The 21515-nt window shown below is 71.6% G+C and carries 16 protein-coding genes, 1 tRNA gene and 2 pseudogenes; 5 read left to right on the top strand and 14 right to left on the bottom strand.

Annotated elements, in window-relative coordinates; all coding sequences use genetic code 11:
- Window positions 1–109: 109 nt before the first annotated feature.
- From ABZ635_RS25180 to ABZ635_RS25170, 3 genes are all read right to left on the bottom strand, one after another.
- The gene (locus tag ABZ635_RS25180; RefSeq protein ID WP_357769453.1) at window positions 110–1480 is read right to left on the bottom strand and encodes an MFS transporter; all 1371 of its coding nucleotides are present in this window, start codon (window positions 1478–1480) and stop codon (window positions 110–112) included.
- Window positions 1481–1867: 387 nt separating this feature from the next.
- A complete protein-coding gene (locus tag ABZ635_RS25175; protein WP_357769451.1) occupies window positions 1868–4198 on the bottom strand; it encodes an excinuclease ABC subunit UvrA in 2331 nt (776 codons plus the stop codon).
- Between the two features lie 140 nt (window positions 4199–4338).
- Complete coding sequence (locus tag ABZ635_RS25170; RefSeq protein ID WP_357769449.1) at window positions 4339–5268, bottom strand: type II CAAX endopeptidase family protein; 930 nt, start codon at window positions 5266–5268, stop codon at window positions 4339–4341.
- 39 nt (window positions 5269–5307) lie between these two features.
- Here ABZ635_RS25170 and ABZ635_RS25165 point away from each other — a divergent pair, with 39 nt between their 5' ends.
- Complete coding sequence (locus ABZ635_RS25165; protein ID WP_357769447.1) at window positions 5308–5991, top strand: TetR/AcrR family transcriptional regulator C-terminal domain-containing protein; 684 nt, start codon at window positions 5308–5310, stop codon at window positions 5989–5991.
- A 104-nt stretch (window positions 5992–6095) separates the two neighbouring features.
- Here ABZ635_RS25165 and ABZ635_RS25160 read toward each other — a convergent pair.
- Window positions 6096–6188, bottom strand: a pseudogene (locus ABZ635_RS25160) (hypothetical protein); the annotation flags it as partial.
- 44 nt (window positions 6189–6232) lie between these two features.
- On the opposite strand from ABZ635_RS25160, the gene ABZ635_RS25155 reads away from it, so the two are divergent.
- Window positions 6233–6493, top strand: a complete 261-nt coding sequence (locus ABZ635_RS25155) for a hypothetical protein (protein ID WP_357769445.1) — start codon at window positions 6233–6235, stop codon at window positions 6491–6493.
- Between the two features lie 319 nt (window positions 6494–6812).
- On the opposite strand, the gene ABZ635_RS25150 is transcribed toward ABZ635_RS25155, so the two are convergent.
- Together ABZ635_RS25150 and ABZ635_RS25145 are read right to left on the bottom strand one after the other, a co-directional pair.
- Window positions 6813–7058, bottom strand: a complete 246-nt coding sequence (locus tag ABZ635_RS25150; protein ID WP_357769443.1) for a hypothetical protein — start codon at window positions 7056–7058, stop codon at window positions 6813–6815.
- A 62-nt stretch (window positions 7059–7120) separates the two neighbouring features.
- Entirely contained in the window at window positions 7121–7888 is a 768-nt protein-coding gene (locus ABZ635_RS25145) for a L,D-transpeptidase (RefSeq protein ID WP_357769441.1), read from the bottom strand.
- Between the two features lie 208 nt (window positions 7889–8096).
- Here ABZ635_RS25145 and ABZ635_RS25140 point away from each other — a divergent pair, with 208 nt between their 5' ends.
- From ABZ635_RS25140 to ABZ635_RS25130, 3 genes are all read left to right on the top strand, one after another.
- Window positions 8097–8795 carry a response regulator transcription factor gene (locus ABZ635_RS25140; RefSeq protein ID WP_357769439.1) on the top strand — a complete coding sequence of 233 codons (699 nt, stop codon included), beginning with the start codon at window positions 8097–8099 and terminating at the stop codon, window positions 8793–8795.
- Window positions 8785–10947 (top strand): ATP-binding protein, encoded by a 2163-nt coding sequence (locus ABZ635_RS25135; protein WP_357769437.1) that lies wholly within the window; start codon window positions 8785–8787, stop codon window positions 10945–10947. The genes ABZ635_RS25140 and ABZ635_RS25135 overlap by 11 nt, the downstream gene beginning before the upstream one ends.
- Window positions 10948–11172: 225 nt before the next feature.
- Window positions 11173–11724: a hypothetical protein gene (locus ABZ635_RS25130; RefSeq protein WP_357769436.1), complete on the top strand. Its 552-nt coding sequence runs from the start codon at window positions 11173–11175 to the stop codon at window positions 11722–11724.
- 156 nt (window positions 11725–11880) lie between these two features.
- Here ABZ635_RS25130 and ABZ635_RS25125 read toward each other — a convergent pair.
- The 8 genes and pseudogenes from ABZ635_RS25125 to dnaN all read right to left on the bottom strand — a co-directional run.
- A tRNA-Ile gene (locus tag ABZ635_RS25125) sits at window positions 11881–11957 on the bottom strand.
- 186 nt (window positions 11958–12143) lie between these two features.
- The gene (locus ABZ635_RS25120) at window positions 12144–12746 is read right to left on the bottom strand and encodes a DUF3566 domain-containing protein (protein ID WP_357769434.1); all 603 of its coding nucleotides are present in this window, start codon (window positions 12744–12746) and stop codon (window positions 12144–12146) included.
- A gap of 101 nt (window positions 12747–12847) precedes the next feature.
- On the bottom strand, window positions 12848–15448 hold the full coding sequence (gene gyrA / locus ABZ635_RS25115; RefSeq protein WP_357769433.1) for a DNA gyrase subunit A: 2601 nt from the start codon (window positions 15446–15448) through the stop codon (window positions 12848–12850).
- Window positions 15449–15500: 52 nt separating this feature from the next.
- Window positions 15501–17438, bottom strand: coding sequence for a DNA topoisomerase (ATP-hydrolyzing) subunit B (gene gyrB / locus ABZ635_RS25110; RefSeq protein ID WP_357769431.1), 1938 nt, complete (start codon window positions 17436–17438; stop codon window positions 15501–15503).
- Between the two features lie 470 nt (window positions 17439–17908).
- Window positions 17909–18388 (bottom strand): DUF721 domain-containing protein, encoded by a 480-nt coding sequence (locus ABZ635_RS25105; protein ID WP_357769429.1) that lies wholly within the window; start codon window positions 18386–18388, stop codon window positions 17909–17911.
- Between the two features lie 79 nt (window positions 18389–18467).
- The gene (gene recF, locus ABZ635_RS25100) at window positions 18468–19598 is read right to left on the bottom strand and encodes a DNA replication/repair protein RecF (RefSeq protein ID WP_357769427.1); all 1131 of its coding nucleotides are present in this window, start codon (window positions 19596–19598) and stop codon (window positions 18468–18470) included.
- 114 nt (window positions 19599–19712) lie between these two features.
- Window positions 19713–20612 (bottom strand): phosphogluconate dehydrogenase (NAD(+)-dependent, decarboxylating), encoded by a 900-nt coding sequence (gene gnd, locus ABZ635_RS25095; protein ID WP_357769425.1) that lies wholly within the window; start codon window positions 20610–20612, stop codon window positions 19713–19715.
- Window positions 20613–20718: 106 nt separating this feature from the next.
- Window positions 20719–21420, bottom strand: a pseudogene (dnaN, locus tag ABZ635_RS25090) (DNA polymerase III subunit beta); the annotation flags it as partial.
- Between the last annotated feature and the right edge of the window lie 95 nt (window positions 21421–21515).

The raw sequence follows: 21515 nt of genomic DNA, 5'->3' as shown, positions 1-21515 counted from the left end.
GGCCAGCACCGCGACGATCAGCAGGAGCGCCCCCTGGGTGACCCGCCACGCGGTGTGCACCAGGTCGGCGGCACCGGCCGCCGCCCCGCCCGCGCGGGCCCCGCTCCCCCTACTCGGCGGGGGCGGGATCGCTGTCGTCGACGTGCAGGTCGACACCCTGGATGCTCTTGGGCACCAGGGAGACCGCGACGAACGAGATCACCGACAGGCCGATGATGTAGACGCCGATGGTCCAGGAGACCCCGTACGCCGACAGCAGCATCTCGGCGATCATGGCGGCGAAGGCGCCGCCGAGGATGGCGCCCAGGGCGTAGCCGATGGACACGCCCGAGTAGCGGACCTCCGCCGGGAACATCTCCGCGTACAGCGCCGACTGGGGGCCGTAGCTCAGGCCGAAGGTCAGTGTGAAGACGAAGACGCCCAGGAAGTACATGTAGATGTCGCCGGTGTCGACCAGGAACCACATCGGGACCGCCCACGCGGCGAGCAGGACGTAACCGATCTGGAAGGTGCGCACCCGGCCGATCCGGTCACAGATCCAGCCGCCGTACAGGGTGGAGATCAGCCAGCCGAAGGAGGCCAGGGCGGTGGCCAGCAGAACCGGGCCCCGCTCCATGCCGAGCCCCATCTCCTCCACCGGACGCGACGCGTAGGTGGCGAGGAACGCGATCACCAGGTACCCGGCGGCGTTGTTGGACACGAAGATCAGCGCGGAGAGCACGACCTCCTTGGTGTTCTTCCGGAACAGCTGGCCGAGCGGGGCGGACGACTTGGCGCGGCGGTTCTGCATCACCTTGAAGACCGGCGACTCCTCCACGGTCTTGCGGATGAGGTGGCCGATGATGATCAGCAGGAAGGACAGCAGGAACGGGATGCGCCAGCCCCATTCGAGGAAGGCGTCCTGGCCGATCGCCGTGGTGATGCCCCACAGGACCAGGGTCGCCAGGATCATGCCGCAGGGGACGCCGATCTGCGGGTAGGCGCCGAAGAAGCCGCGCTTGTCGACCGGCGCGTGCTCCACGGACATCAGGGCGGCGCCGCCCCACTCGCCACCGGCGGAGAAGCCCTGTGCGATGCGCAGGAGGATGAGCAGGACCGGCGCGGCCATGCCGATCTGCGCGTAGGTGGGCAGCAGACCGATGGCGCAGGTCGCGACACCCATCATGACGAGGGTGAACACCAGGATTCTCTTGCGGCCGAACCGGTCCCCGAGGTGTCCGGCCACGATCGCGCCGAGGGGGCGGAAGAGGAAGGAGATCCCGATGGTCGCGAAGGAGAGCACCTGCGCCACGCCGGGGTTGGCGTCGGCCAGCGGCGCCATGAAGAGGGGTGCCAGTACCAAGCCCGCGGCCTGGGCGTAGATGAAGAAGTCGTACCACTCGATGGTGGTCCCGACCATGGTCCCCGCGAGGACCTTGCGCTTCTCCTTGGGGTCGAGTGTTCCACCGGGTCCTGGGACCGTGGCGTCGGAAGTCGCCATTGCTGCTCCGTAGGTTCTCTACCGGCCGGGGGGCCGAGTTCTCTGCCGGGCCCGTGTCGTCGGCCCCCTGCCCGTAGACGGAACGGTGGATACCGGGACAGATCACGAGCCCCAGCACACCATGCCATGTGATGCAGTGCACTTTCTACACTGGGGCTCACTTTTCCCAGCTAGATACACCTGTACTGACCGAACGGTCGGTGGGGAACCCCCTCTGACGAGGGAGGCTGGCGGTTCGCGACCAGCCGGTCACGAACCGGAGAACCCCACGCTTGGTCCACCTGGTGAGACGCCTCGTCGCCCCGGCTCGCCCTCATGCCGACTCGTCGACGTGTCGACTCGTCGTCACGTCGATCGGAGACGACTCCCGGTCGGCACCCGCCGGGGTCACAGCAGCTCCTTCAGGTACGCGCCGGTCCGGCTGTCCGGCACGGACGCGATCCGCTCCGGGGACCCCTGGGCGACGACCCGTCCGCCCTCCGACCCTCCGCCCGGACCCAGGTCGACGACGTGGTCGGCCGTGGCCACGACGCGCATGTCGTGCTCGGCCGCCACCACCGTGGCGCCTGCCTCCACCAGGTCCCGGAGCCGCCCCATGAGGACGTCGGTGTCGTACGGGTGCAGACCGGTCGTCGGCTCGTCGAGCAGGTACACCGTGTCGGCCACCCTGCGGCGCTGGAGCTCGGTGGCGAGCTTGATCCGCTGGGCCTCCCCGCCGGACAGCTCGGTGGCGGGCTGCCCCAGCCGCAGGTATCCCAGGCCGACCCCGGCCAGGGTGTCCAGGGCCCGGCGCACCGGCGCCTCCTCGGTGAAGAACGCCGCCGCCTCCTCCACGGACATGGCGAGCACGTCCGCGACGGTGCGCCCCCGGTACCGCACCCGAAGGGTGTCGTCGTTGTAGCGGGAACCGCCGCAGGTGGGGCAGGGCGCGTAGGCGGTGGGCAGGAAAAGCAGCTCCACCGACACGAACCCCTCGCCCTCACAGGTCGCGCAGCGCCCCCCGACCACGTTGAAGGAGAACCGGCCCGGACCGTAGCCGTACGCGCGGGCGTCGTCGGTACCCGCGAACAGCTTGCGGACGGTGTCGAAGAGCCCCGTGTAGGTGGCCAGGTTGGAGCGCGGGGTACGGCCGATGGGCTGCTGGCTCACCCACACCACGCGCCCCCGCCCGGCGGCCCCGTCGGCGATCCGCGCCAGCAACGTCGACTTGCCGGCGCCGGACACCCCGGTGACGGCGGTGAACACGCCGAGGGGCACGTCCAGGTCCAGCCCCCGGAGGTTGTTGCCGGTGATCCCGCTCAGCTCCAGGTGAGCGCGCGGCTCGCGCGGGCGGCGTTCGGGGGCGGACTCCTCGAACAGGTAGCGTCGGGTCACCGACCCCGGGACCCGGCGCAGACCGTCCACCGGACCGCTGTACAGGACCCGGCCCCCGCGTTCGCCCGCGTCCGGGCCGACGTCCACGATCCAGTCCGCGCCGCGCACGAGGTCGAGGTCGTGCTCGACGAAGCACACCGTGTTGCCGCCGTCGCGCAGCCTCCGCAGGATGCCCGTGAGCGCCTCGCAGTCGGCCGGGTGCAGCCCCGCCGAGGGTTCGTCGAGCACGTAGACCACGCCGAACAGCCCGGTACCGAGCTGGGTGGCCAACCTGATCCGCTGGAACTCACCGGTGGACAGGGTCGGCGCGGGGCGGTCCGCGCTGAGGTAGCCCAGGCCCAACTCCTCCAGAACCCCGACCCGCGCGGTGATCTCCTCGGCGAGGGTCCCGGCCGCGCCGGACTCCGCGCGCCAGGGGCGCAGCAGCGCGGCCAGCCCGGACAGGGGCAGCGCCGCCAGCTCGGTGACGGTGTGCCCGGCGAAGGTGACGCGCAGGGCCTCGCGCCGCAGCCGCCGTCCGCCGCACTCGGGGCAGTCGCGGTCCACCATGAACTCCGCCGCCCGGCGCCGGCGGGCCTCGCTCGCCGAGGAGGCGTAGGCCTTGAGCACCAGGCGGCGGGCGCTGCTGTACTTGCCCTGATAGGGGCGGTGGACACGGCCCGCCTCACGGACGGGATGGACGGTGACCACCGGCTGTTCGTCGGTGAACAGAATCCAGTCGCGCTCGGCCCGGGGCAGGTCGCGCCAGGGCCGGTGGATGTCGTACCCGAGGGTGTCGAGGATGTCGCGCAGGTTCTTGCCCTGCCAGGCGCCGGGCCAGGAGCCCACCGCCCCCTCGGCGATGCTCAGCGAGGGGTCCGGGACCAGCGACCCCTCGGTGACCTCGTGTTCGATGCCCTCACCGTGGCAGACCGGACAAGCTCCTGCGACGGTGTTGGGGGAGAAGGAGTCGGAGTCCAGGCGCTCGGCCCCGTCCGGGTAGGTGCCCGCCCGGGACAGCAGCATGCGGAGCGTGTTGGAGACCGTGGTCAGGGTGCCCACCGTGGACCTGCTCGACGGCGCGGAGCGGGGCTGGGCGAGGGCCACGGCGGGCGGCATCCCGGTGATGTCGTCCACCTCCGGCGCGGGGAGCTGCTGGAGGAGGCGCCGGGCGTACGGCGCGACCGACTCCAGGTACCGGTGCTGGGACTCCGCGTAGAGGGTCCCGAACGCCAGTGAGGACTTGCCGGAGCCCGAGACGCCGGTGAAGGCGACCAGGGCGTCACGGGGCAGCTCCGTGTCCACGTTCCTGAGGTTGTGGATGCGGGCGCCGCGCACCCGGATGCGGTCGTCGAACTCTGTCATGTCACCAGATGTACCCGGTCAGCGCTCCCGCCTCGACGAACGGGCCGTCCCGGTGCTGGGACGGCCCGTTCGGGGCGGCGGGTCGGGTCGGGGAGGGCGGCGGGTCGGAGGGCGACCGCCCCCGGAGGGCGGTGGGGGTCTCAGGCCCCGGCGGTGACCGGCTCCGCGACGGTGGCCGGAGCCCCTGCGGAGGGGGTGCGGCCGTCGTCGGCGGGGCGCAGGCCCAGCCGACCCCGGGTGACCAGGGCGAGGAACACGGCGACCGCCAGGACGGCGGTGACCTCGAACATCCCGGCGGGGTCGCCCACGAGCATCCCCTTGAGCCCGGAGACGACGTTGACGGCGGCGTGGGCGACCACGGCGGCGAGCACCCCGCCCCTGGCGGAGTTGAAGACGTGGCCCATGACCACGGTGAGCCCGACGCAGAGCAGGGCGTACGCAGGGAAGTGGACCTCGGACTGGATGGTGCCCGCCATCTCGAAGAGCGGGGCGTGCCACACGGCCCAGACCGCCCCGAGGGTCACGTTGGCGGCCAGCGGGGGGAGCGCTCCCTGGAGGCGGGGGAGGGCGAACCCGCGCCACCCCAGCTCCTCGTTGCCGCCGCCGACCAGCGCGATGAGCAGGAACTGGACCGGAACGCCCAGGAGCGCAGCCCGCAGCGCCGCCTCCTCGACCTCGGCGGTTCCGAGGTACACGGGGAGCGCGGCCGATCCCGCGATGGCCAGGACGATCAGCGCGGTGATGACGTAGGGCCAGGCACCGCCGCGTCGGCGGAGCGAGTGGCGGCGGAAGAGCGCGGCCACCCCGGAGCGGCCCCGGGTGAGGACGGTGACGAGGATCGCGGCCACCATCGGGCCGAAACCGCCGACGAGCACGGCCGGGGTCGGGTCGCCTCCGTCGAGGAACCTCGGGACGAGCCACCAGGCGGTCCAGGAGAAGGCGAAGGCGACGACGAGGAAGGCGGCGAGGCCGCGCGGGTCGACGGCGGTGGTCCGCGACGGGTCGGGGGCCGCGGGGGCGGAGGGGTGCGGACGGAAGGAGGGGGTCTCGGTTGCCATGCCGAGAAACATACACTGTTGGAGAGCATCCGACAACGTATGATTACTTGTATGCTGTTGGACATGGACGAACAGCCCCCCGACCAGCGGATCGACAGCGTCTTCCACCGCGCTCCGCGCCGACGGCGCACCCAACCCGCGCTCAGCAGGGACAGGATCGTCGCGGCGACGATCACCCTGCTCGACCGCGAGGGCTCCTCCGCCCTGACCATGCGCAGGGTGGCCGCCGAGCTCGGCGTGCACGCGACCAGCCTCTACTGGTACGTCGAGCGCCGGGAGGACCTCGTGGACCTGGCCGTGGACGAGATCCTCGCCGGGGCCGCCGCCGCACCGCCCGCCGACGGCCTGCCCTGGGACGCCGCCGTCAAGGAGACCGCGGGGCGGTTCTACGCGGCACTGATCGAGCACACCTGGGCCGCCGAGTTCGCCGGATCGCGCCCGCTCGTCGGACCCAACGCGGTCGCCCTGTCACGGCGGATCATCGAGGCCCTCCGCGGGCTCGGCGGCGGGGAGGAGCGCCGGGCGGTCGCGATCCGGGCGGTGTCCAACCAGATCCTCGGCGCGGCCACCTCGGCCGTCGCGATGCGCGCGGCCAAGGAGAGCCCCGCCGAGGAACACGAGGGCGCCCTGGCGACGGCGGTGTCGGAGGCCGACGCCCTGGCCGTGGAGCACACGTTCTTCGACCAGGCGCTGGACCTCGTCGTACGGGGGATCGGGGCGGAACACGGGGCCTGATCCCCGGCGGGCCCGGCGACTACACGCCGAGGAGCGCACCGCCGGGCGTCGACGACCCGGCCGGTGACCCAGCGGGCGTCGTCGGAGGCGAGGAAGGCGGCGATCCCGGCGATGTCGTCGGGTCGTCCGACCCGCCCCAGCGCCGCCAGGGACCCGGCCCAGGCCCAGGCCCGGGCCTCGGGGTCCTCGCACGCCATCCGGCGTTGGTGACGCGCATGCCGTCGTGGAGCCGCTCGCGCGCATGCTGGACGATGAACAGCGGCGCGCGCACGTTGACGGCGACGAGGGCGTCGAACTCGTCCTCGGTGAGGACGTCCAGATCGGGGCTGCTACCGATCGCGGCATTGTTGACCAGGACGTCCACTCCGGGCCTCGCGGAGTGTTCGCGGATCAGGCGGCCGTAGGCGGACCACAGTTCGGCGGCGTCTCCGTGGGAGCCGAGCCGGGCGAACGCGCGGCCGCCGTCGCCCGTACCGCGATGCGGAGCTGGCCTCGGCCCTGAAGGCGGACACGAGGGCCCCTCCGCATCGGCAAGGCGACGGGTCGACACGTCGAGTCGTCGACAAGACGACCCGCGCACCGGACCCGGCGTCAGTCCCGCTCCGAGGCCGCCCGGCCCGCGGCCGCACCCGCCAGCAGCGCCCGGGCCATCTCCCTGAACCCCGCCGCCGCCCTCGGCCTCTCCGTCGTGGCGCACCGCATGGGGCTCCGCCCTGCGGACACCGACCACCCCGGCGTCCCCGGCCTCGACCGACAGTGCGGACAGCGCGGACCCCGCCCTCCACGAAGGAGAACGGGGCCGCTGAGCTCCGGTGCCGGGGTCAGCCGGTGTAGGCGGGCTCCTCCTCGATCGGGGTGACCGGACCGGCCTCGGCCGGGTCGTCCGGCTCCGGCTCCTCCGACTGCCCCGGGCCGTCCTGCTCGTCGGCACCCGTCTCGGTCGGGAACTCCGACTCCGAGACGGGTGCCGGGGCCTCCGGGGCGTCGTCCGAGGCGAACGCCGGGACGGTGCCGAAGAAGGCCGCCGTCAGGGCGGCGACGGCGAGCACTCGAAACTTCACGCGCATGGTTGACCTCTCGTCGTTGGTGTAGGGGGTTGCCGCTCGGTGAGCGGTCATTCGGTGAGCGGTCATTCGGTGATCTCGACCGGCGTGCCGACCGGCAGGCGCTCGGCCATCCAGACGATGTCGTCGTTGGACACCCGGACGCAGCCGTGGCTGACCTCGCCGCCCAGCCCCGACTCGTCGTTCGTCCCGTGCACCCCGAGCTGGCCGGGCCCTCCGGCGAAGCTCTCCAGGGTGTCGGAGAACCCGCTGAGGCCGAAGGCGTAGGCGCCGTACTCTCCGCCGGGGTCCGAGGGCCGGAGCAGCTCGGTGAAGTAGTACTCACCGGGGGGAGTGGGGGTCTCGCCCGTGCCGATACCGACCGGTCCGGTCAGGACCTCCTCACCGCCCTCGGTCACGGTGAAGGAGAACTCCGCCATGTCGACCACCACGCGGTACGCGGTGACGGTGATCTCGACGTCGTCGGCGTCGATCCAGCCGGTGGAGCCGTTGGGCCGCACCGGCAGGAACACCTCCAACCAGTCGCCCCGCACCTCGCGGACCAGGAAGGCCCGGTCCGCGCCGAGATCGTTCGGGCTGGCGAGGGTGTGCACCACCTCGCCGCCGCCCGGCTCGGAGCGGACCTCGATCTCGTCGGCGAGGACCGTCGCGACGCGTTCGCCCTCCGGCGCGTTCGCCTCCTCCGCCTCGAGGACCTCGGCGGCCTCCTGAGCCGCGTCCGAGGACTCCGGCGAGGAGCAGGCGGGGGCGGCTGCCAGAACGGCGGCGGCGACCAGCACGGGAAGGGGCCCGACGGTGCCGCGGTGTGTCAGGGATCGGCGCATGGGTTCCATCCGGTCGAGGGGTTCCGGCGGGACTCTCCACGCCGGACACCACGAAGACTGGCCGGGCCATGTGAAGAACCCGTGTGCCCGCCGTGCACGTCCCATGTGGTGACCTGCGGCGTTCGTGAACGCCCCGCCTCCCCCCGGCGCCGCCGGCCATACGATCGACGAGGCCGGGGAGCCTCCTTCCCCGGCCGGAGAACGGGAGGGCCGACACGTGTGCGCTCATGTCCTGGTGGCCGAGGACGACGTGAACCAGGCCGAGCTGATCCGCCGGTACCTGGAGCACGAGGGCCACACGGTCCGGGTGGTCCACGACGGAAGGTCCGTGCTGGACGAGCACCACCGCGACCGGCCCGACCTCGTCGTCATGGACGTGATGATGCCGGTGATGAGCGGTCTGGAGGCGTGCCGGGCCCTGCGCGCCGAATCGGACGTGGCGGTCCTGCTCCTCACCGCCCGTTCCACCGAGGAGGACCTGCTGGCCGGGCTGGACCTGGGCGCGGACGACTACGTCACCAAGCCCTACAGCCCCCGCGAACTGATGGCGCGGGTGCGCACGCTGCTGCGCCGCTCCCGTGCCCCGGTCCGCGACGACGAGCGCGTCCTGGACGCGGGACCGATCACCGTGGACCCGGCCCGGCACACGGTGCGGGTCGACGGCGCACCCGTGCCGTGCACCCCCGTCGAGTTCCAGCTGCTCCAGGCCCTGGCGGCGCGGCCCGGACGGGTACTGAGCCGGACCCAGCTGCTGGAGTCCATCCACGGCATCAGCGGATACATCACCAGACGCACCATCGACGTCCACGTAAAGAACCTGCGCCGCAAGATCGAGCCCGACCCCCGGAGACCGGTCCGGTTGGTCACGGTCTACGGCGTGGGCTACAAGCTGGCGGGGCCCGACCGTGTCCGCTGAGCGGCCGCGCCACCGGCGAGGCCGCGCGCGCCGGGTACGGCGGCGGCCCTCCCTGCGGCACGGCCTGCTGTTCCGACTGCTGTCGGGGTCGGTCCTGGTGGCGGTCTGCTCGATCACCGCGACGGCCTGGCTCTCGGTGCAGCGGACCTCGGAGTCGATCACCCACCAGCAGGGGGAGACCCTGACGGTGGACACGCACATCCACGACACCCTCGTCGGCTACGCGGCCACGCACCGGGACTGGGCGGGCGTCGGTGAGGACGTCGCCGACCTCGCCGAGGAGACCGGTCGCCGGATCGTCCTCACCACCGAGGGCCGGGCGGTGATCGCCGACTCCGCCGCCCCGCCGGACGGCGTCCAGGGGGAGGCCCCGCCGACGCCCTCCCGCACGTCGTCGGTGGTGGACCCGCTCGCGGTCGACGTGACGCTGACGACCGAGGACGGGGACCGCATCGACCCCCGTGTGGTCGGCCCCTTCGCCCTGTCCGACCAGGAGCGCGCGACGCTGCGTACGAGCGCGGACCGGGTGGCGTCCTGCCTGGAGGAGGTCTACGGCCTCACCGCGGAGGTCGTGACCGGGCCGACCGGGCGCCCCGCCGTCGAGGCGGAGCGCGGGGACGCGTACATGTGGGCCGACTGCGGTCTCCCCACGCTGGACCAGCCGGTGGGCGCGGAGGTGGAGGCGCTGGCCGACCTGAACGGCCGGGCCTCCGACTGCGGCGCACCCGGAACGGACCTCGCCTACGCTGTGGACGGCCGCACGGGCGGACTCGTGATCACCGGTTCTCCCCCCGACTCACCGGGACCGTCCCCGGACGAGGCCCGCGCCCCCACCGCCCCGGACGATCCGGGCGGCGCGGAACCCGACACGCCCGCGGACACCGTCGATCCCGGGCCCCTCCCCGAGACCGAGTTCCCGTCCGTTGAGGAGCCCGTCGCCCCCCTACCGGGCGAAACCCCCGCCGAGCGCCCTCCGTACCCCGTCGAGGAGTCTCCGGAGGAGGTCCCGGAGCCCCTGCCCTGGCCTGGCAGCTCCGAATCCGACGCCGTGGCCGAGGGCCTGACCCTGTCCAGGGTGGAACTGGGCCCCGAGGCCGCCGCCTGCCTGGACGCCGCCCGGCGCGCCCAGCTCGACCCCTACGTGGCTCCGGCCGCCCTCCTGTTCATCGACGACCCCGGGGAGAGCCCGGAGGCCGGGCTGTCCCTCTCACGTGAGGGAGCCCTGCGCCTGGGCGGCGTCGTGCTGCTCGTCCTGCTGTTGACGGTGGTGGTGAGCACGACCCTGGCGACCCGGCTGATCCGCCCCGTGCACGCGCTCACCGACGCCGTGAACCGTATGCGGGACGGCGGCGGACCCGCCGCCCGGGTGGAGGTCCGCGACTCGGGCGAGATCGGCCGCCTCGCGGAGGCGTTCAACGAGATGTCAGAGCACCTGGAGCGGGCGGAGGACCAGCGCAAGGCCATGGTCAGCGACGTGTCGCACGAACTGAGGACGCCCCTGAGCAACCTACGCGGCTGGTTGGAGGCCGTCCAGGACGGCGTGGTCGACCCCGACCCGGACCGCGTGCGGATGCTCCTCGGGGAGACCCTGCTGCTCCAGGCGCTCATCGACGACCTCCAGGACCTCGCCCTGGCCGACGCCGGGAGGTTGCGCCTCGCCCCGGAACCGGTGGAGGTCGGGCCGCTCGTCGCGCAGGCGGTGGCGGGCCACGGGCTGCACGCGGAGGAGGCCGGGGTGCGCCTGGTCGACGAGGCGCGCGAGGTCACGCTCGTCGCCGACCGCACCCGGCTGCTCCAGGTCCTGGGAAACCTGGTCGGCAACGCGCTGCGGCACACCCCGGAGGGCGGAACCGTCACGGTCCGGGCCGATCGGGCAGAGGAGCACGCGGTGATCCGGGTGGCCGACACCGGGGTCGGCATCTCCGAGGAGGAGCTGCCGCACGTCTTCGACCGGTTCTGGCGGGCGGACCGCTCCCGCAACCGGCGCACCGGCGGCAGCGGCCTGGGGCTGGCCATCGTACGCGGCATGGTGGAGCTGCACGGCGGAACGGTGACGGCGAGCAGCACGGTGGGGGAGGGCACGACCTTCACGCTCCGGCTGCCACTGGCGGGTCCCCCGGAGGGGAGCGGTGGTACGGGCGGCTCCGGGTAAGCGCGCCGTCTCCGTCGGTCCGGGCGCCCCGGACCACGGGCTTCCCGGATACCGTGGACGACCCCCGAACATGTGGAGCGATCGACGACGTCACCGAACCGCCGCGGGACGTGGCGGAGGCGCACCGCCGGAACACGGACGAGTCACTCACGGGATCACCGCTCCCGGTGAGGCCCCCTCGACCGAGACGACGCGCCCGCCCCCCTCAACGGAGACGGACACCCCATGACCAGAAGGATCACGTGGACCATCCCCCTAGCCGTGTGCTCCGGAGTCGCGGCCACCCTCCTCACCCTGCTCGTCGCCTCACTGACCGGGGTGGCGAGCCTGAACCTCGGACCGTCCCACCACTTCGGTGAACTCGCGCGAGACAGGGACTCCTGGCACTCCCGCGACGGCCTTCTCTACACGGTCACCGCGGCCCGCATGGCCACGTCGGACCAGCGGGACCGGGACCACCTGGAGTTCGAGGTCGTCGTCATCAATGACTCCAGCCACTACCGGGAGGACACGCTTCCCGAGGTCCGCTGCGAAGCGGGCGGCGAGGAACACGAGGCGACCGCGGGAGCGGAGCTCCCACAGAGCGGACTCCACCCGTCGGAAGGGGCCTTCGGCGCGTCCGCGGTCCTGGAGTTCTCCTGCCCGGTCCCCAGCGGGACCGACAGGGAGCACGTCGCCGTCTCCCTGCTGGCAGACGGGCGGAAGATGGAGTTCACCGATCCGCTCAACTCCTCGAGCCGAGTCCTTCGAGGGGAGGGCCGGGACGGGTTGTGGTGAGCGTTCGCCGCACGGCGGCGCGTGCCGCCGGGGCGCCCCGCCGAGTCGATATGGCGATTCGGCGGGGTGTCGACATGAAGACGAGTCGCCCGCGCCCACGAATGGGGTTCCCGTGTCCGGGCATGAAAAAAGGCCCCCGTGTGGGAGCCTTTTCGCTGGTGGGCGTACCAGGACTTGAACCTGGGGCCTCATCCTTATCAGGGATGCGCTCTAACCGACTGAGCTATACGCCCGCGTTCCGTGTGGAACTCTACCGCATCCCGTGGGGCGGAGCGAACCGGAATTCTCGGAGTGGGGAGGAGGGTGCGCCGACCTGCGAGCGCCCTCTTCACCTCCTATTTTAGCGGGTTTCGGGAGTGCTCCGGACGGGTCGGGCCCGGTCCCTCGCGGAGGAACCGGGCCCGGACGGGAGCTCGGGACTACTCGGCCTCGGAGAGCGTCACGTCGACACCGCCGACCAGGTCGGAGACCAGGTTGTACAGCATCGCGCCCACCGTGGACAGGGCGGTGATGAGCACGACGTTCAGCGCGCCGATCACACCCGTGTAGCCCAGGACGCGGCCCGGGGAGAACCAGGCGGCCGGGTTCAGGCCCAACTCGTCGTCCCCGCCGTCGCCCTCCATGAGGGCGTTGATCATGTTGGTCAGTTCGTCGAACACACCCAGCATCGACAGGGTCGCGTAGATCACCGCGACCGCGACGAACAGGATGATGAAGCAGACGAGGGAGACCACGAAGGCGAACTTCATGACCGACCACGGCTCCACGCGGGAGACCGTCAGGTGGGCCTTGCGGCTCGACAGGGTCGCCTTGACCGCGGCGGGCTCGGCCGGGGCCGCCGCCTCCCCGGAGGTCGGGGGCGTCATCCCGGGCTCCGACCGGGACTCGGCCGCCTCGGGCTCCTCCCGCGCGGGCTCCGAGGAGTCCTCAGCGGTCGGGACCGCGTTCTCCACGTCCGCGTCACCGGCGGTGGCAGCCGCGTCGGACTCGTTGCTGGTGGTGTTCCGCTGGTTCTCAGACATAGAAGCGCTACCGCTGGACTTTCGTTGAGACGGGTCGATCCGGGTGTCCCGCGGGGCCGCCGAAACGCTCCCCGCGGGACGTACTGGGCTTAACGCGCAGTCTAGGCGTCCGGGTTGCCTTCACCCGCGACCTGCTCGTCGACGGCGTCGACCGTGTCGGCGTCGGTCGCCTCCGCCTCGGCTTCCTCGGCGGCCTCGGCGTTCGCGGCGACGGCCACGATCTTGTTGCCCTTGTCCAGGTTCATCAGCCGCACGCCCATGGTGGTGCGTCCCGACCGCTTCACCTCGGCGGCACCGGTGCGGATGACCCCGCCGGCGGAGGTGATCGCGAAGATCTCGTCCACCTCCGGGTCCACCATCAGGGCGCCGACCAGCTTGCCGCGCGCCTCCACGACCTTGGCCGTGAGCACGCCCTTGCCGCCCCGGTTCTGCACCGGGTACTGCTCCGAGGGGGTGCGCTTGGCGTACCCGTTCTCGGTGGCGACCAGGACGTCCGTGGAGCCGTCGTCGGGCCGGATGACGTCCATGGAGAGCAGGTAGTCGCCCTCCAGGAACCGCATGCCGATCACACCGCTGGTGGCGCGGCCCATGGGCCGCAGCGACTCGTCGGAGGCCGGGAAGCGGATCGCCTGGGCGTCGCTGGAGATCAGCAGCAGGTCGTCGTCGGGGAAGACCAGGCGCGCCGCGATCAGCTCGTCCTCCTCGCGGAGGTTGATCGCGATGATGCCCGCCGCGCGCGCGGAGTCGAAGTCCTCCAGGCGCGACTTCTTCACCAGGCCCTCGCGGGTGGCCAGCACCAGGTACGGCGCCGCCTCGTAGTCGCGCAGCGCCATGATCTGCGCGATCTCCTCACCCGGCTGGAAGGGCAGCAGGTTGGCGACGTGCTGGCCCCGGGCGTCGCGGGCGGCCTCCGGCAGCTCGTAGGCCTTCGTCCGGTACACCCGTCCCTGGTTCGTGAAGCACAGAATCCAGTGGTGGGTGGTGGTGACGAAGAAGTGCTGGACGATGTCGTCCTGCTTGAGCTGGGCCCCCCGCACGCCCTTGCCGCCGCGCTTTTGCGCGCGGTAGTTGTCGATGCGGGTGCGCTTGGCGTACCCACCGCGGGAGATCGTGACGACCACGTCCTCCTCGGCGATGAAGTCCTCCATACGCATGTCACCCTCGAACGGGATGATGTGCGTGCGCCGCTCGTCGCCGTACTTGTCGACGATCTCGCCCAGCTCCTCGCGGATGATGGTCCGCTGGCGGGAGTCGGAGGCGAGGATGTCGTTGTAGTCGGTGATGAGCGCCATGAGCTCGTCGTACTCGGCGGTGAGGGCGTTACGCTCCAGCGCGGCGAGCTTGCGCAGCTGCATGTCGAGGATGGCGCGGGCCTGGATGTCGTCGATCTCCAGCAGGCCCATGAGGCCGGTGCGCGCGTCGTCGGCCGAGGCGCTGCTGCGGATGAGGCTGATGACCTCGTCGATCCGGTCCATCGCGCGGAGCAGGGCGCGCAGGATGTGCGCCCGCTCCTCGGCCTTGCGCAGCAGGTACTTCGTCCGGCGGACGATGACCTCGACCTGGTGCTTGACCCAGTGGCGGATCATCTGGTCCAGGCGCAGGGTGCGCGGCACCCCGTCGACCAGGGCCAGCATGTTGGCGCCGAAGGTCTCCTGGAGCTGGGTGTGCTTGTACAGGTTGTTCAGCACGACCTTGGCGACGGCGTCGCGCTTGAGCACGATCACCAGGCGCTGGCCGGTACGGCCGCTGCTCTCGTCGCGCACGTCGGCGATGCCGGTGATCTTCCCGTCCTTGACCAGGTCGGCGATCTTCAGCGCCAGGTTGTCCGGGTTGACCTGGTAGGGCAGCTCGGTGATGACCAGGGTCTGGCGTCCCCGGCCGTCCTCCTCCACCTCGACCACGGCGCGCATGGTGATGGAGCCGCGCCCGGTCCGGTAGGCCTCCTCGATGCCGCGCTTGCCCACGATGAGCCCGCGCGTGGGGAAGTCGGGGCCCTTGACCCGGGCGATGAGCTGGTCGAGCAGCTCATCGTCCTCGGCCTCGGGGTGGTCCAGGTACCAGTTGACGCCGTCCGCCACCTCGCGCAGGTTGTGCGGCGGGATGTTGGTGGCCATACCGACCGCGATACCCGAGGAGCCGTTGACCAGCAGGTTCGGGAAGCGGGCGGGCAGCACGACGGGCTCGGAGGAGCGGCCGTCGTAGTTGGGCCGGAAGTCGACGGTCTCCTTGTCGATGTCCCGGAGCATCTCCATGGCCAGCGGCGCGAGCTTGCACTCGGTGTAGCGCATGGCGGCGGCGGGGTCGTTGCCCGGCGAGCCGAAGTTGCCGTTCGGGTCGACCAGCGGCATCCGCATCGACCACCACTGGGCCAGCCGGACCAGGGTGTCGTAGATGGCGCTGTCGCCGTGCGGGTGGTAGTTGCCCATCACGTCGCCGACGACGCGGGCGCACTTGAAGTACCCGCGGTCGGGGCGGTAGCCGCCGTCGTACATCGCGTACAGCACGCGCTGGTGGACCGGCTTGAGGCCGTCGCGGACGTCGGGGAGGGCGCGGCCGACGATGACCGACATCGCGTAGTCGAGGTAGCTGCGCTGCATCTCGACCTGGATGTCGACGGGTTCGATCCGGTCGGTCAGGCGCGGCAGCGACTCGACGTTGGAGTCACCGCCCTCGGGGGCGTCGGGGTTGTTCGCATCCGTCACGGATGTCGATCCCTTCTACGAAGCTTGCTGGAGCACGGGCGGGAAGGGGGACCTAGATGTCCAGGAAGCGGACGTCCTTGGCGTTGCGCTGGATGAAGGCGCGCCGGGACTCGACGTCCTCACCCATGAGCACGCTGAACATCTCGTCGGCCTGGGCCGCGTCCTCCAGGTTGACCTGGTCGAGCACGCGGCGCTCCGGGTCCATCGTGGTGTCCCACAGCTCGTTGGCGTTCATCTCGCCCAGACCCTTGAAGCGCTGCACCATGTCGCGCGGGCGCGGGTCCCTCTTGCCCTCGGCGATCCCGGCCTCGATGACCCGGTCGCGCTCGGCGTCGGAGAAGGCGTAGCTCGCGTCGCTGCCCTTCTGGTCCCACTTGATCTTGTAGAGCGGCGGGCGGGCCAGGTAGACGTTCCCGGCCTCGACCAGCGGCTTCATGAAGCGGAACAGCAGGGTGAGGAGCAGCGTCCTGATGTGCTGGCCGTCGACGTCGGCGTCGGCCATCAGGATGATCTTGTGGTACCGCAGCTTCTCGGCGTCGAACTCCTCGTGGATGCCGGTGCCCAGGGCGGTGATGATCGCCTGGACCTCGTTGTTCTTGAGGATGCGGTCGATGCGCGACTTCTCGACGTTCAGGATCTTGCCGCGGATGGGCAGGATGGCCTGGTTGTGCGGGTTGCGCCCACCCTTGGCGGAGCCGCCGGCCGAGTCGCCCTCGACGATGTAGACCTCGCACTCCTCCGGGTTGGTGGACTGGCAGTCCGACAGCTTGCCGGGGAGGGAGGTGGTCTCCAGGAGGGTCTTGCGGCGGGTGAGGTCGCGGGCCTGGCGGGCGGCAACGCGGGCGCGCGCGGCCTGGCTGGCCTTGGAGACGATGTCCTTGGCCTCGCCGGGGTTGCGCTCGAACCAGTCGCGCAGGTGCTCGTTGGTGACCTTCTGGACGAAGGACTTGGCCTCGGTGTTGCCGAGCTTCGTCTTGGTCTGGCCCTCGAACTGCGGGTCCGCGAGCTTGACCGAGATGATCGCGGTCAGGCCCTCGCGGATGTCGTCGCCGGTGAGGTTGTCCTCCTTGTCGCGCAGCAGCTTCTGGTCGCGGGCGTACCGGTTGACCAGCGTGGTGAGCGCGGAGCGGAAACCCTCCTCGTGCGTGCCGCCCTCCGCCGTGTTGATGGTGTTGGCGAAGGTGTGCACGGACGAGGTGTAGGACTGGTTCCACTGCATGGCGATCTCGACCGCGATGCCGTCGCCGTCCTCCTCGAAGGAGATGATCGACGCGTGCGCCGGCTCCTTCTTGGCGTTGATGTGCCGGACGTAGTCCGACAGACCCTCCTCGTAGTGGAAGGTGTTGACCACCGGACCGTCGTCGGTGTGGTCGGGCCGCTCGTCGCGGATGGTGATGGACAGCCCCTTGTTGAGGAAGGCCATCTCCTGCATCCGGCGGGCGAGCGTCTCGAACGAGAACGTGGTGGTCTCGAAGATGTCGGCGTCGGCCCAGAAGGTGATCTGGGTGCCGGTCTCGTCGGTCGCCTCGCCCTTGACGAGCTCGCCCGTGGGGGCGGTCATCTCGTAGTGCTGGCGCCAGACGTGCCCCTGCTGGCGGATCTCCACGTCCAGGGCGGTGGAGAGCGCGTTGACGACCGAGATGCCGACGCCGTGCAGACCGCCGGAGACGGCGTACGACTTGCCGTCGAACTTGCCGCCCGCGTGCAGCGTGGTGAGGACGACCTCCACGGCCGGACGCTTCTCCACGGGGTGGATGCCGACCGGGATGCCGCGGCCGTTGTCGGCCACCCTGATCCCGCCGTCCGCGAGGAGGGTCACCTCGATGGCGTCGGCGTGGCCCGCGAGGGCCTCGTCGACCGAGTTGTCGACCACCTCGTAGACCAGGTGATGCAGACCCCGCTCACCGGTGGAGCCGATGTACATGCCCGGGCGCTTGCGTACTGCTTCGAGCCCTTCGAGAACCGTGATTGATCCTGCGTCGTAGGCCAAGTGGGAACACCCTCCTGCTGGGGACGCCTGTCGGCAGCGGCCGAGCGAACGACGGTCGTCCCACGGCAGGGTGATCGGAGGGCCGACGTGCCGCGACACCTGGGGGATCACCGTTCGCCGCACGGGCCGTCCGCCCACCCTCTACATGGGAGCGTGATACCGGCTACAGGCGTCTGAAGAACCGTCTCCATGATACCCCGAGCGGTGTGACAAAGTGGCATTGGCGGCGCTGTGCCGCTCCAGAACGAACGTTCGGGGCGGGAGCCGAGTCCCTACACGCGGGCGACCCCTTGCGCAAGTCCCGGCGCGGTTGAGTGGCCTTCGAGGGGGCGTCGCCGCCCGCCGGACGCGTCACCCCCGCCGAACGCGGGACACCCTCGGGAAAGCCGCATCCGCCGAGGGGCGCGGGGCGTCCCACGAGACCCCAGGTCACAGCCGTGTCCGGACGAAGCCGGACGATCCGGACGGGGTCACCGGCGCCGGAAACCCGGCCCCTTCACCTTGATGGCGATGACGGTGCCGTCGCCCAACTCCTCGTTGAGGCGGCGCATCAGGTCCCGCACCATCGCTCGTGCGTGGGCTGCCATGGTCGGCGAATCGGCGACGACTACGAGCTCGCCTTCCGAATAACTTTCCGGACGCAGGTGCTCGGCGTTGAAGTCGCCAACGATGTCGGCCCACCGGCCGAACACCCCGCCGATGGCCACCTGTTCCTGCCAGCCGTGCTCGATCAGCCACGTGCGCACCGCGTCACCGAACAGCTGCGGCTCGTTGCGTGACCGCAACCGGCCACGCCCGCGCTTGCGGTTCATGCCACGGGGCACCGCTCCGCGGTCGCGCGCCTCGGCTCTGGCCCGGGCCAGAGCCTGGCGTGCCAGGTCCGCGCCGGAGACCGGGGGGACGTCCGGTGTCGCGGGCGTCCGGGGTGCGGACGGGGCCGCGTCGTCCACAGGGTGTGGACGGGGCGCCTCGGCCCGGGGCCCGGGCGCGTCCCGGTCGACGCGGGAATCCACAGGCTGTGGACGACCCTCACGCATCCTCGACCACCCCGTCCCGCACCCCGAACCGGGCGCCGTCCAACTCCTTCGGGATGTCGTCGGCCACCGCCGCCGTCACCAGCACCTGCTCGGTGTCGCGCACCCGCTCGGTCAGCCTGCGCCGCCGCTCGGCGTCCAGCTCGGCGAACACGTCGTCCAGGATCAGGACCGGGTCGTCCCCCTCCGCCCGCAACAGCTCGAACGCGGCCAGCTTGAGCGAGAGCGCGTACGACCACGACTCGCCCTGGCTCGCGTACCCCTTGGCGGGCAGGTCCCCGAGCTGGAGGTGCAGGTCGTCGCGGTGCGGGCCGACCAGGCTGACGCCGCGCTGGAGCTCGCGGTCGCGCGTACGCTCCATCGCGGCGCGCAGGACCTCCACCAGGCGCTGCCGGTCGTGCGGGACTTCCTCCCCCTCCTCGACCGACGCGCTCCGGTAGTCGGGCACCGCCGGACCGCCGGAGTCGGTCAGCCCCGCGTACGACCGCGCGATCAGCGGACGCAGCTCCTCCACCAGGCCCAACCGGGCCGCCAGGAGCTCGGCCCCGGTCTCGGCCAGGTGGGAGTCCCACACCTCCAGCGTGCTCAGGTCGGGGGTGGCGCGCTGGCGCAACCGCGCCGACGCCGACTTCAACAGCGCGTTGCGCTGCTTGAGCACCCGCTCGTAGTCCGAGCGCACTCCCGCCATACGGGGGGTCCGTGCCACCAGCAGGTCGTCGAGGAACCGGCGCCGTTCTCCGGGGTCGCCCTTGACCAGGGCCAGATCCTCGGGGGCGAAGAGCACGGTCCGCAGGATGCCCAGCACGTCACGGGGGCGCCCGGCGACGCCGCGGTTCACCCGGGCCCGGTTGGCCCGCCCCGGGTTGATCTCCAGGTCGATCAGCATGTCGCGGCCGTCCCGCACGACCCTGGCGCTGACGATCGCGCGCGGGGCGCCCTGGCGCACCAGCGGGGTGTCCGACGAGACCCGGTGGCTGCCGAGGGTGGCGACGTAGCCGATCGCCTCGACCAGGTTCGTCTTGCCCTGGCCGTTGGAGCCGACGAACACGCTCACGCCGGGCTGGAGTCGCAGTTGGGCGGTCTCGTAGGAACGGAAATCGGCCAGTTGCAGGTGGGCGACGTACATCCGGCCTTCCTCCTGGAACGGGGGAGCGGAAAACGGTGGGGGAGGGATCGCGGACAACGGCCCCGGGGTCGGTCCGGTGTCCCCGGACCGACCCCGGGAGCGGAGTCGAGGGGGTCAGCCCCGCTCGGAGTCCTGGGGCTCGGCCTTGGTGACGGCGTGCCCGCCGAACTGGTTGCGCAGGGCCGCCACGACCTTCATGGCCTGGCTGTCGTCCTGGCGGGAGGCGAACCGCGCGAAGAGCGAGGCGGTGATCGCGGGGGCCGGGACCGCGAGGTCCACGGCGGCCTGAACGGTCCAGCGGCCCTCACCGGAGTCCTGCACGTACCCGCGCAGCTCGGACAGGTCCGGGTCCTCCTCCAGGGCGCGGCCGAGCAGGTCCAGCAGCCAGGAACGCACGACGGTGCCCTCGCGCCAGCTCTCGAAGGTGCCCGGGACGTCCTTGACGATCCCGGAGGCCACCATCAGCTCGTAGCCCTCGGCGAAGGACTGCATCATGCCGTACTCGATACCGTTGTGGACCATCTTCACGAAATGGCCCGCACCGACGGCTCCGGCGTGCACGAAGCCGCCGCCGTCGTCGGGGGTGAGGGAGTCGAAGACGGGCCGCAGGCGCTCCACGTCCTCCTCGCGGCCGCCGACCATGATGCCGTAGCCGTTCTGGCGGCCCCACACGCCGCCGCTGACCCCGGCGTCGACGTATCCGACGCCCCTGGCCGCCAGTGCCTCGGCGCGCGGCGCGTCGTCGACGTAGTGGGTGTTGCCGCCCTCGACGACGACGTCGCCCTCGGAGAGGAGGTCGCCGAGCTCGGAGACGATCGTGGCGGTCGGCTCACCGGAGGGGACCATCACCCACACCACGCGGGGCGCGGCGAGGCGGTCGACCAGCTCCGCCAGGGTCTCGACGTCGCGGGCGCCGGGGGAGACGTCGTAGCCGACGACCTCGTGCCCCTTCTCGCGCAGGCGGGCGGCCATGTTGCCGCCCATCTTGCCGAGGCCGATCATTCCGAGTTGCATGTTGTGGACTCCCCCTAGGGCACCTGTGGACATGTGGAAGCCGACCGGCCCGTGGCGCTGCGCACGGGCCGGGGGCGGACGCCCGCCGGTGGGACGGGCGCTCCGGTCAGCCGGAGAGGCGGACCGGCATGATCAGGTAGCGGTACTCGGGGGCAGCACCCTCCTCGGCGGGCTTTCCGGTGAGGATCGCCGGCTTGGTCGAGGTGGTGAAGTGCAGGCGGGCCACGTCGGTGCCGATGGCGCCGAGCCCGTCCAGCAGGAACCCGGAGTTGAAGGCGATCTGGATGTCATCTCCGTCCAGGTTCGCCTCCAGGGTCTCCACGGCCTGGGCGTCCTCGCCGGTGCCCGCCTCCAGGACCAGGGCGCCCTGGGAGAAGGCCAGGCGCAGGGGCGTGTTGCGCTCGGCGACCAGCGAGACGCGCTTGACGGCCTCGACGAACTCGGAGCGGCTGACCTCGGCCACGGTGTTGAAGGTGTCCGGCAGCAGCGCGCGGTACTTGGGGAACTCCCCGTCGAGCAGGCGGGTGGTGGTCCGGCGGCCGCCGCCCTCGAAGCCCATCATGCCCTCGCCGGTCTCGCTGCCCGAGAGCGCGATGGAGACCTCGGCGCCGGAGGTGAGCGACTTGGCGGTGTCGTGGAGGGTCTTGGCCGGGACCAGCGCGACGGCGGACAGGTCCGGGTTCTCCGGCTTCCAGCTCAGCTCTCGCACGGCCAGGCGGTAGCGGTCGGTGGAGGCGAGCGTGATGGTCTCGCCCTCGATCTCGACCCGGATGCCGGTGAGCATCGGGAGCGTGTCGTCGCGGCCGGCCCCGTGGAGCGCACCGCTCCCAAGGGCAACCTCGTCACCGTCGCGGCCGCCAACGAGCTGTACGGCAACGAGATCAACGAGGGCCTGTTCATGCG

It is taken from the genome of Nocardiopsis sp. NPDC007018 (genome assembly GCF_040635075.1).
In the GTDB taxonomy this organism is placed as follows: domain Bacteria; phylum Actinomycetota; class Actinomycetes; order Streptosporangiales; family Streptosporangiaceae; genus Nocardiopsis.
The sequence above is the reverse complement of the archived record's forward strand: the minus strand, read 5'-3'. Positions and strand labels throughout refer to the sequence as shown.